The organism is Streptomyces sp. H27-D2, from assembly GCF_035828615.1.
Lineage (GTDB): Bacteria > Actinomycetota > Actinomycetes > Streptomycetales > Streptomycetaceae > Streptomyces.
This window is the reverse complement of record NZ_JAYMZR010000015.1, coordinates 25,703-36,488: the sequence shown is the minus strand read 5'-3', so window position 1 is coordinate 36,488 and position 10,786 is coordinate 25,703. Positions and strand designations below refer to the sequence as shown.

The 10,786-nt window shown below is 72.6% G+C and carries 9 protein-coding genes; 1 reads left to right on the top strand and 8 read right to left on the bottom strand.

Annotated elements, in window-relative coordinates:
* Positions 1-11: 11 nt before the first annotated feature.
* From QMK28_RS08925 to QMK28_RS08905, 5 genes are all read right to left on the bottom strand, one after another.
* A complete protein-coding gene (locus tag QMK28_RS08925; RefSeq protein WP_326436492.1) occupies positions 12-1,031 on the bottom strand; it encodes an SRPBCC domain-containing protein in 1,020 nt (339 codons plus the stop codon).
* Positions 1,021-1,458, bottom strand: a complete 438-nt coding sequence (locus QMK28_RS08920) for an STAS domain-containing protein (RefSeq protein ID WP_326436491.1) — start codon at positions 1,456-1,458, stop codon at positions 1,021-1,023. The genes QMK28_RS08925 and QMK28_RS08920 overlap by 11 nt, the downstream gene beginning before the upstream one ends.
* A gap of 183 nt (positions 1,459-1,641) precedes the next feature.
* Positions 1,642-3,309, bottom strand: a complete 1,668-nt coding sequence (locus QMK28_RS08915) for a polyamine aminopropyltransferase (protein WP_326436541.1) — start codon at positions 3,307-3,309, stop codon at positions 1,642-1,644.
* Between the two features lie 673 nt (positions 3,310-3,982).
* A complete protein-coding gene (locus QMK28_RS08910) occupies positions 3,983-4,501 on the bottom strand; it encodes a DUF2617 family protein (RefSeq protein ID WP_326436490.1) in 519 nt (172 codons plus the stop codon).
* A gap of 953 nt (positions 4,502-5,454) precedes the next feature.
* Entirely contained in the window at positions 5,455-5,643 is a 189-nt protein-coding gene (locus tag QMK28_RS08905) for a hypothetical protein (RefSeq protein WP_326436548.1), read from the bottom strand.
* A gap of 63 nt (positions 5,644-5,706) precedes the next feature.
* On the opposite strand from QMK28_RS08905, the gene QMK28_RS08900 reads away from it, so the two are divergent.
* Entirely contained in the window at positions 5,707-5,838 is a 132-nt protein-coding gene (locus QMK28_RS08900) for a hypothetical protein (protein WP_443050588.1), read from the top strand.
* 46 nt (positions 5,839-5,884) lie between these two features.
* Here QMK28_RS08900 and QMK28_RS08895 read toward each other — a convergent pair whose 3' ends face one another.
* From QMK28_RS08895 to clpB, 3 genes are all read right to left on the bottom strand, one after another.
* Entirely contained in the window at positions 5,885-7,093 is a 1,209-nt protein-coding gene (locus tag QMK28_RS08895) for an aminotransferase class I/II-fold pyridoxal phosphate-dependent enzyme (protein WP_443050587.1), read from the bottom strand.
* 266 nt (positions 7,094-7,359) lie between these two features.
* Positions 7,360-7,902, bottom strand: a complete 543-nt coding sequence (locus tag QMK28_RS08890; protein WP_326436489.1) for a YbjN domain-containing protein — start codon at positions 7,900-7,902, stop codon at positions 7,360-7,362.
* A gap of 108 nt (positions 7,903-8,010) precedes the next feature.
* Positions 8,011-10,662, bottom strand: a complete 2,652-nt coding sequence (gene clpB / locus QMK28_RS08885) for an ATP-dependent chaperone ClpB (RefSeq protein WP_326436488.1) — start codon at positions 10,660-10,662, stop codon at positions 8,011-8,013.
* Positions 10,663-10,786 lie beyond the last annotated feature (124 nt).

Below are 10,786 nucleotides of genomic sequence, written 5' to 3'. Positions count from 1 at the left end.
CCCGCTTCCCGTCAGCGCCTGCGCCGCAGCACGCGGCCGACCACGACCGCCGACGCCAGTACGGCCGCCGCGGCCGGAGCCGCCCAGCGCAGGGTCGCGGTGGTGGAGGTCGTGGCGGGGGCGGGCACCGGGGCGTAGCGGCCTCGCGGCGGCGCGTGGTCGACCTCTTCGGCGCTGCGGCCGATCATCGTGCGGCGCGCGTGCGCGGCCTCGGCCGGCGGCTCGTCCACGAGGTCGTCGGTGAGGCCGTCGTCCGTGAGGCCCTCCTCGGCGAGTCCGTCGGCAGGGCGCTCATCGCCGGAGCCCTCGTCGGCGAGGCGCTCGTCGCCGGAGAGCCCCTCGTCGGCGGGGCGCTCGTCGCCGGAGAGCCCCTCGTCGGCGAGCGGGTCGTCGGCGAGCGGGTCGAGGGACGGCGGCGGGATCTCCGTCTCGAACACGGAGGCCGTATCCGGGGCGGGGATGCCGGGGATCACCGGCTCGTCGTCATCGCTGCGGCCGGTGTCCGGCGCGGACGACTCGACCGGCTCGTCCTCCCCCGGCCCCGGCTCGATGATCTCGACCACTGCCACGCTGTCGGCAGCCGGTGTGCCGGTCGGACTCTCCCGCAGGTCGGCCGTGAGCGCCGCGGCGAACCGGTCCAGCAGGCGTCGCCCGGTGGACGCGGCGACCTCGGCGTCCGCCTCGGCGAGCCGCCCCTCGCTGATCTCGGTGCCGCTGCACCCCACGACCGTGCCGGCGTCAGTGGCGGCCGGCCGCAGCGTGAGCGCGATCTTCACGGACCCGCCGCCGCGTGCCTCCACGCCCTGGCCCTCGACCGCGAAGTCGCCGCCGTCCTGCTCACTGACGCGGAGCGAGCCGCGGTACGTGATGGTCGAGCCGCCGATACGGAGTCTCAGCCGGCCCGCGACCGGCCCCGACGCGTCGTCCGCGTCCTGTTGGAGCCCGGGGACGCAACGGGCGACGCGGTCCGGCTCGGCGAGCGCCTGCCGCACGGTCTCGACGGGAAACGGAACGAACACCTCATGCTCCATAGCAGCCGAGCCTACCCAGCCGCACCTGATCGGCACCCGTCTCTGCACGAGATCGGCCGCACTTCCTTGAAGCGGGGGCCCGCCGTCCGCTGATGGAGCCCATCCGTCTGCTCTCCGCCGTGCTGCATGCCGCGAGCAGCCGGAAACCGGTCAGCCGGAAGAGCCGGAGGTGCTGGGATCGCAGCCCGGACACCCGCAGCGGCACTCCGAGGCTGGCGCAGTGATCCTGCACCGGCCCCAGGAAGTGCAGCGCCGCGGTGTCCATGAACGGCACCCCGCTCAGGTCCAGGCACACCGCCGTGGCACGGGCGTCGATCTCGGTGCGGGCGGCGTCGAGGGCGGGCAGCGCCGCGATGTCGATCTCGCCGCGCGGCGAGAGGACGAGTACGCCGTCGGACAGGGTGGCCGGGCAGGTGAAGGTTTCCATGGTGGACCGGGGGCTTTCTCTGATCGTGGTGACGGATGGGGAACGAGGACGAAGGGGGGAGCCTGGCGGGGAGGGAAGCCGACCGGCCGGAGCCTCGGCCGAGGTATCGCCTCACCGCGGATGTGAGTCCGGATGCCGGTCCGGATGCCGCTTCGGATATCAGCCCGGAGGTCGGTCCGGATATCAGTCCAGATACCTGGGGTGCATCAAGGTCGAGACCGGCAGCCCGCGAATCCGCGTCCGCAGCGCGGCCCGCTCCCCCGCGCGCAGCTCGGCTGTCGTGAGGGAACGCAGGGGCGGGGCGTCGGAGGCCAGCCGCAGCACGGGCCGGGCGCGGCCCGCCAGCAGAAAGCCCCAGTCGTTTTGGCCTCGCACCCCCGGCGTGCCGACGCTACCGCCTTCGCGCCCGACGCCGTCCCACCGACCGGCCGGTCCGGCGGTGGCTTTCCCGCTTCCGCCGTCCGTCCCCTTTCCGCCCGACCCCTCCCCGATCGCCCGGTCCGGCCCGCCGGGAAAACCGGAGAGCCGGCCGCCCACCTGGTACGGGACGGTGCGCAGCCCCACGGCCCGGATGGTCGCGTCCACCGTCCAGAACGGCCGCGGGCGCTGCCGAGGGGGGCCGGCGTGCACCGCGAGGCGGCCGTCCGGGGCGAGCACCCGCCGCACCAGCCCGTAGAACTCCTGCGAGTAGAGCTTGGTGCTGGGGGTGATGCCCGCGTCGGGGAGGTCGGAGATCACCACGTCGTACGGGTGGCCCCCGGGGTGCCGGCGCAGCCAGCCGAACGCGTCCGCCGTCACCGTCCGCACCCGGCGGTCGCGGTAGGAGTGCCGGTTGAGCCCGGTCAGCCCGGGGTCGGTGCGGGCCAGCCGGACGACCCCGGGGTCCAGCTCGACGACGGTGACCGACTCGACGTCCGGATAGCGCAGCACCTCGCGCAGCGCGAGCCCGTCGCCGCCGCCCAGGATCAGCACCCGCCGGTGTCCGCCGGCCATCGCGGGGTGGACGAGCCCTTCGTAGTAGCGGAACTCGTCGCGCCCGTAGACCCGCAGCCGCCCGTCGAGGAACAGCGAGAGCGGCGCGCCGTCCGCCCCGCCGCCCGTCATGACGACCTCTTGGACGTCGGTGTGCAGGGCGACCCTGGCGTGTCCGCCGTAGACCGCGTCGCGCGCCGCCCGCTCAAAGGAGCCGGTGAAGGCCAGCGCGGTGGCGAGCAGCGCGAGGACGCCGATGTTGGCGGCGAGCAGCCACCACCAGGCCCGGGTGCTCAGATCCCGGCGGAACAGCCAGAGCACCAGCGCGCCGCCCACCACCGCGTTGACCGCGCCCGTCACCAGCGCCCCGGTCAGCTGCCCCAGCAGCGGCAGCAGCAGAAACGGGAAGGCCAGGCCGCCGACCAGCGCGCCCACGTAGTCGGCGGCGAAGAGGTCGGCGACGGCGCCGCCCGCGTCCTGCCGGCGGATGCGCTGGATGAGGGTCATCAGCAGCGGCACCTCGGCGCCGATGAGCACGCCGATCGCCAGCGAGAAAGCGACGAGCGCGGAGCGCGACTGCCCGAACCAGGCGAACGAGGCGTGCAGCGCCATCGCCGAGGTGCCGCCGACGAGCGCGAGCCCGGCCTCGATCGCGCCGAAGCCGACGGAGGCACGGCAGCGCAGCCGCTTGGCGAGCAGCGAGCCGATGCCCATCGCGAAGACCATGACGGACAGCACGACGGACGCCTGGGTCACCGAGTCGCCCGCCAGATAGGACGCCAGGGCGACCAGTTCGAGTTCGTACACGAGCCCGCACGCGGCGCAGATGAAGACGACGGAGAGCAGCAGCAGCCTGCCGAGCCCGGCCGGAACCGGCAGCCGCGCGGGGACGTGCGCCTCGGAGGCGTCGGAGGCGTCGGACCACTGGACGGGCTCGGCCGGGGTCCGGGACTCCGCTTGGGGCTGGGGCGGTGCCGGTGCCGGTGCCGGTGCCGGTGCCGGTGCCGGTGCCGGTGCCGGTGCCGGTGCCGGTGCCGGTGCCGGTGCCGGTGCCGGTGCCGGTGCCGGTGCCGGTGCCGGTGTCGGTGCCGGTGCCGGTGTCGGTGTCGGTGCCGGTGCCGGTGTCGGTGTCGGTGTCGAGGGGGGAGGTTGGGGCCGCGGTTCGGGCTGGGGCTGGGGCCGAGCCGGGGGTTGAGCCGGGGGTTGAGGTTGGGCCGCGGGCTGCGGTCGAGCCGCGGGCTGGTTCCGGGGTTGCGGCGGAGTCGGGGTTTGCGCCGGAGCCGGGGTTTGCGCCGGAGCCGGATTCCGCACCGGCGGGTGCGACCGCCCCTGCCGGTCCGGGTGGCTCGCACAGCGGGCCCGGCCCGCGTGCTCCGACCGGTCCGACGGCACCGCCGACTGGGGCGCAGCGCGGGAGTCGGAGGGCTCGGTCGGGTCGATCATGAGGGAACGCTACGTCACTCTCATCATCACCCTTGTCACCCACAAGGGTGCAATATGCCGCAGCCATAGCCGACTTGGGCCATGCCAGGCACCCGTCGGCCGCCAGGCGCTACAAGGGAACCGTCGCCCGCACGCCCAACCGGGTGCGGGTCGAGACGAGTCGGCCCTCTTGTGGATACGCGTGCCAGGTACGCCATCGGACCTGGCCGTCGTACCACTGCGCGAGCAGCGCGGTGAAGGCGTGCGGGCTGCCGGGGAATCGGCCGGCGAGACCGTGCGGGTGTTCGGCCACCAGCGCGAGCAGTTCTTGCGCGCGCCCGGCGAACGAGCCGCGCGAGAGCGTCTCGACGTGCGCGGCGAACTCGTACTCCCACTCGCCGATGCGCGTGGACACCCCCAGCGGGAGCGGGGTGCTGCTGCCCGGCATGCAGGCGACCGTTTCGGAGCAACGGCCGTTCTCTTCTTCGAGGATCACTTGATGGGATGCGCCCAACAGACGCAACTGGACTCTGGCGTCACCGAGTTGAAGATCACGGACGGCGAGGGCCGGAAGTGGCTCCTTGTCCAGGCACCAGGCTAGGTCGGCGGCGCGGGTGTCGGTATAGGCCGTTGTCAGGGTGGTGAGCATGGGTCGGCTCCGCAAGCACGCAGTGAAGGGTGGGCCGGCCAGGCCCCGGGGAAGGACCAGGGGGAGGACCAGGGGGGTTCTCGTTCGCCGTCTCATGGCCGCAGAGGACCCGAGGGCTGCTGTTACGAAAGAGAGGGAATCATGAAACGCGCGGCACCCACAGCGTTTTTACCCATCTTCGCCGGGTTTCCATCCCCCCGAGGGCCCCACAGTTCAGTTGTTCAACACAAAAGCACCCGACGGAGGGCGAGCCGTCGAGCACATATGCGGTCAAGCATGGGACAGCAGCAAGTGTGCGGGTCAGCTGCCCCGTGTCAGCCGACCCGCGCACCGTCGCGCCAGCGAGGCGATGAGCCGGTCCGCCGGCGCCGATCAGTGCGGCGGCGGACCGGGCCCGCAAGAGACCCGGAGGGGTCCGGAGGGCCCGGCAGATGGCCTAATACCGGCCGTACAGCCGGGCCCGGCGTCCGTCAGCTGCCGCCGCCACCGCCACCACCGCCTCCACCGCCACCACAGCCCCCGCCGCCTCCGCCGCCTCCGCCGCCTCCGCCACAGGAGGAGGAACTGCCGCCGCAGGACGACGACGACCCGCCGCCACAGGACGAGCCGCCACCCTGGCCGCTGTCGCCGGCCCACCAGCTACTACTGCCGCCACTACTACTGTGACTGCCGCCGCCACTGCCGCTGCCCGACGCCTTGGACACGGCGTACCCGACCAGCAGGACGATCGCCGCAACACCGATCACTATCGCGAAACCCATAGGTCCCCACTCTCCGTTCGTCCCCCGCAGCGAGGCTGCGTTCACGTGCGTGAGGAGCTGATGCCCCGGCAGATCGCCGCCGAAAGCAGAGTTGAGCAAGTCCAGAGGTTCGGACGCACATGTCGCACACGCAACAGCGCCGGGCCGGTCGAGCGGACGGACGGACAGCCGGACTGGCCGGACTGGCCAGGATCAGCGTCCGGTGCGGATCCGGTGTACGGAGTCGGCGAGTTCGGCGCCCGCGGCCGACTTGTCGAGGACGAAGGCGGTGCCGCGCGCGAGCGTGACGTGCTGCGAGTTGACCCCGGTCGGCAGGTCGGCGAGGACGGCGCCCCTGCGGCCGTCGACGACCGTGGTGGTCCCGGTGCCCCGGTTCGCCACGTAGACCCGGTCGGAGCGCCGGTCGGCGGCGACGGAGACGGGCTCGCGGTCACCGCCGCGCTCGTGGCCGACGCGCGCTCGCGGGGCGTACGGACGCTCTTCCTGTCGGCCGGGGACGACGACGTCGCCCGGATCTACGCGGGGCTGGGCTTCCGCCGCATCGCGACGGCGCTGGTCGCGGAGGCGGCTGAGTAGCCGCGAACCGCCCCTCCCCGCCCCCAGAACCGCCCCGCCCCTCCCGTCACTCCGCGCTGATCAACTGCTCCACCGCCGTACGGATCGACTCCTCGCGCTTGCAGAACGAGAACCGGACCAGCCAGGCCGGAGCGTCCGCGCTCACGTAGAAGGCCGAGGTCGGGATGGCGACGACGCCCGCACGCTCGGGCAGTTCGCGGCAGAACCGCACACCGTCCTCGTACCCCCACGGCCGCACGTCGGCCTGCACGAAGTACCCCGCCTCCGCACGGAAGGGGCGCAGCCCGGCCCGGGTCAGGCCGTCGGTCAGCAGGTCGCGGTGGCTGCTCAAGGTGGTCCGCAGTTCGCCGGCCCACTCCTCGACCGAGCCGAGCATCCGGGCCAGCGCCTCCTGGTACGGGGTCCCCGAGGCGTACGTCAGGAACTGCTTCGCGGCGCCGACCGCCGCGACCAGCGGGGCCGGCCCGCAGACCCAACCGACCTTCCAGCCGGTCACGTTGAAGGTCTTGCCCGCCGAGGAGATGACCACTGTGCGCTCCCGCATGCCGGGCAGCGCGGCGATCGGCAGGTGGCGCGCTCCGTCGTAGGCCAGGTGCTCGTAGACCTCGTCGGTCACCACGGTCAGCGCGTGCTCGACGCACACCTCGGCGATCAGCGCGAGTTCCCCGGCGGTGAAGACCTTGCCGGTGGGGTTGTGCGGGGTGTTCAGCAGCAGCACCCGGCTGCGCGGGGACACCGCGGCCCGCAACGCGTCGGCGTCGAGGGCGAAGCCGTCGCCGTCCAGGACCAGCGGCACGCCGACGAGCCGGGCGCCGGCCAGCCGGGCGTCCGCCGCGTACGCGTCATAGCAGGGGTCGAAGGCGATGATCTCGTCGCCGGGATCGCAGAGCGCCAGCAGCGCCGCCGCGAGGGCCTCGGTCGCGCCGGTGGTGATCAGGACCTCGCCCTGCGGCCGGTAGTCGAGCCCATAGCGCCGGAGCTGATGCGCCGCGACCGCCTCACGCAGCGCCGGGAAGCCGACGGCGGGCGGGTACTGGTTGTTGCCGGCGAGCACCGCGTCCGCGACGTCCTTGAGCAGCGCGGCCGGACTCTCCAGCTCCGGCACGCCCTGGCCGAGGTTCACCGCCCCGGTGCTGCGGGCCAGCTCGGTCATCTCGGTGAAGATCGACGTGCCCATGCCATGCACCCGCGCCGCCGGCCCCCAGCTCGCCGAGCCCACCGCGCCGCGCGCGTCGGCCGTCCCCCTCGTATTCATGCGATCCCGCTTTCCGCGTCCGTCCGTACGCCCCGGGCGACCCCTGCTCAGCGGTCCCTGCCGGGCGATTCGGGCCTCACGATAAGCGCACAGGGCAAGCTCGGCCTACGGGGCCTACGGGCCGCGCGACGGCAGACAGCCACCCCCGCCCCCGAACGCAACGCGGCCCCGGTCCGCGGCCGAAGCCACGATCCGGGGCCGAGCTGTCCGTACGTGGTGCGCCCGCCGGGTGCGGGTCGGCCGCCTACGAGTCAGCCGCGCGTCGGTCAGCCGTTGGACGAGTCGTCGTCCGGCTTCCCGTCGGCGTCGGCGTCGACTTCGGCCTCAAGGCCGAGCTGCTCGATGAGCCACTTGTCGAACTCGATCGAGGCCCGTACCCAGCTGACCGTGCTGGACACGAAGTGCTCCAGGGCCACGCCGGTGCCGATCAGCATCTGCGCTTCGCCGATGAGGCGGACCGTGCCGTCGTCGTTCGTGTGCGTGTAGACCTTCGGCCACAGCGTCCGACGGTTCCAGTCGTCGATCGCCTCCAGCAGCTTCGGCTTCTCCTCGATCTGGTGCGACCGGTCGTAGAAGGTCCGAACCGAGAAGATCTCCTGTTCCTCGTCGCCGCGGAACATGAAGTACGTGCGGAACTGCTCCCACGGGGCGGCGAGGTCTCCCTCGTCGTCAACGACGTACTTCAGCTCCATCTGCTCAAGGAGCTGCTTGACCAGGTCCTGGTCGGGGATGAGAGGCCCCGCCTGACCGGCCGCCTGGGGTTCGGGCTGGCCCCCGAAATTCGGAATCGAGGACGGGTCGATAGTCACCGTGGAGTTCCCTTCGTACGGTTCCCGCCATCCTCTCCCATCCCCGCCCCGTCCTGGCAAGCCCGGACGGGGCGCGAACAAGATCGGGTCAGCTCTCCGGGCCCGTGATCACGCCGTATCGCGCTCGCGATCCGGCCCGCCCAGCGGCCCCACCGACAGCCCCGCCCCGTCCGGCGCGACCTCGACCCGGACCGTGTCGCCGTCCAGGACGTCGCCCGCCAGGATCTCGCGGGCGAGCTGGTCGCCGATCGCCGTCTGGACCAGGCGGCGCAGCGGCCGGGCGCCGTACGAGACGTCCGGGCCGGTGCCGGTCCGCGGGTCGTGGCCGAGGCGGGCGAGCCAGTCCAGGGCCTCGTCGGTGATGTCGAGGGTCAGCCGGCGGTCGGCGAGGCGGCGGGCCAGGTGTTCGATCTGGAGGCCGGCGATGCGCCGCATCTGCTCGTCGCCGAGCGCGTGGAAGATGACCAGGTCGTCCAGCCGGTTGAGGAACTCGGGCCGGAAGGAGGCCCGGACGGTCTGCATGACCCGGGTCCGCTTCTCCTCTTCCTTGAGCAGCGGGTCGATGAGGTAGCCGGAGCCGAGGTTGGAGGTCAGGATCAGGATGGTGTTGCGGAAGTCCACCGTCCGGCCCTGGCCGTCGGTGAGCCGGCCGTCGTCCAGCACCTGGAGCAGGATGTCGAAGACCTCGTGGTGGGCCTTCTCCACCTCGTCGAGCAGGATCACGCTGTACGGGCGGCGGCGGACCGCCTCGGTGAGCTGGCCGCCCTCCTCGTAGCCGACGTAGCCGGGCGGCGCGCCGACCAGCCGCGCGACGCTGTGCTTCTCGCTGTACTCACTCATGTCGATGCGGACCATGGCCCGCTCGTCGTCGAACAGGAAGTCCGCGAGCGCCTTGGCCAGCTCGGTCTTGCCGACGCCGGTCGGGCCGAGGAAGAGGAACGAGCCGGTCGGGCGGTCCGGGTCGGCGATGCCGGCCCTGGTGCGGCGGACCGCGTCGGACACGGCCCGTACGGCCTCGCTCTGGCCGATCAGCCGGGTGCCCAGCTCGTCCTCCATGCGCAGCAGCTTCTGGGTCTCGCCCTCCAGCAGCCGGCCGGCCGGGATGCCGGTCCACGCGCCGACGACGTCGGCGATGTCGTCCGGGCCGACCTCGTCCTTGACCATGGTGTCCTTCTTGGACACCTTGGCCTCCTGCTCGGCCTCGGCGGCGGCCTCCAGCTCGCGCTCGACGGCCGGGATCTCGCCGTAGAGCAGCTTGGAGGCGGCGTCGAAGTCGCCGTCGCGCTGGGCGCGTTCGGCCTGGCCGCGCAGCTCGTCGAGCTTCTCCTTCAGCCCGCCGACCCGGTTGAGGCCCTCCTTCTCCTTCTCCCAGCGGGCGGTGAGGCCGCGCAGCTCCTCCTCGCGGTCGGCGAGGTCCTTGCGCAGCTTCTCCAGCCGCTGCCTGCTCGCCGGGTCGGTCTCGTTCTTGAGCGCCAGCTCCTCCATCTTCAACCGGTCGACGGAGCGCTGGAGTTCATCGATCTCGACGGGCGAGGAGTCGATCTCCATCCGGAGCCGGGAGGCCGCCTCGTCGACGAGGTCGATGGCCTTGTCGGGCAGGAAGCGGGAGGTGATGTAGCGGTCGGACAGGGCGGCGGCGGCGACCAGCGCGGCGTCCGCGATCTGCACCTTGTGGTGCGCCTCGTAGCGGCCCTTGAGCCCGCGCAGGATCGCGATGGAGTCCTCGACGCTGGGCTCGGCGACCAGCACCTGCTGGAAGCGGCGCTCCAGCGCCGGGTCCTTCTCGATCCGCTCGCGGTACTCGTCGAGCGTCGTCGCGCCGACCATCCGCAGCTCGCCGCGGGCCAGCATCGGCTTGAGCATGTTGCCCGCGTCCATCGCGGAGTCGCCGCCGGCGCCCGCGCCGACGACCGTGTGCAGCTCGTCGATGAAGGTGATGACCCGGCCGTCGCTGGACTTGATCTCGGCGAGGACGGTCTTGAGCCGCTCCTCGAACTCACCGCGGTACTTCGCGCCCGCGACCATCGCGCCCAGGTCCAGCGAGACCAGCCGCTTGTTCTTCAGCGACTCGGGCACGTCGCCCTTCACGATCCGCTGCGCGAGCCCCTCGACGACGGCGGTCTTGCCGACGCCGGGCTCGCCGATGAGCACCGGGTTGTTCTTGGTACGGCGGGACAGCACCTGGACGACCCGGCGGATCTCCTGGTCCCGGCCGATGACCGGGTCGAGCTTGCCCTCGCGGGCGGCCTCGGTGAAATCCGTGCCGTACTTCTCAAGGGCTTTGTAGGTGCCCTCGGGGTCGGGGGTGGTCACCCGTTGTCCTCCGCGGCTGGTCTCGAATGCGGCGAGCAGCCTCTTGGCGCTCGCGCCGTGCTGGTCGAGCAGCGCGCCGGCGCGACCGCCCTTGGCAGCGATGCCGATGAGCAGATGCTCAGTGGAAACGTACTGGTCGCCGAGCTCCTTGGCGCGCTGAGTGGCGTCCCCGATGGCCCCGAGCAGCTCCCGGTCCGGCTGCGGCGGCGCGACAGTGGAGCCCTGCACGCTCGGCAGCGCGGCGAGCAGCCGCTCGGCCGCCGACCGGATGTCCGCCTGGTCGGCCTCGACCTCGGCGAGCAGGTCCTGGATGTTCTCGTTGTCCTGGCCCTCCAGCAGCGCCAGCAGCAAGTGCGCGGGGGTCAGATCGGGGTGCCCGTCGGACACGGCCCGGGTACTGGCCGCGTTGATCGCGTCCCGGCTCTTGTTCGTCAGCTCGGCATCCACGTGTGTGCGTTCCTCCCTCTTGTCCTTCTTGCCGTTGTCCTTCTTGCCGTTGTCCTGCGGGCTCGCCCTGCGGCTCGGCCTGGGGACTCGTCCCGCGGGCCGGCTCGGGGCCGCCTCATCGACT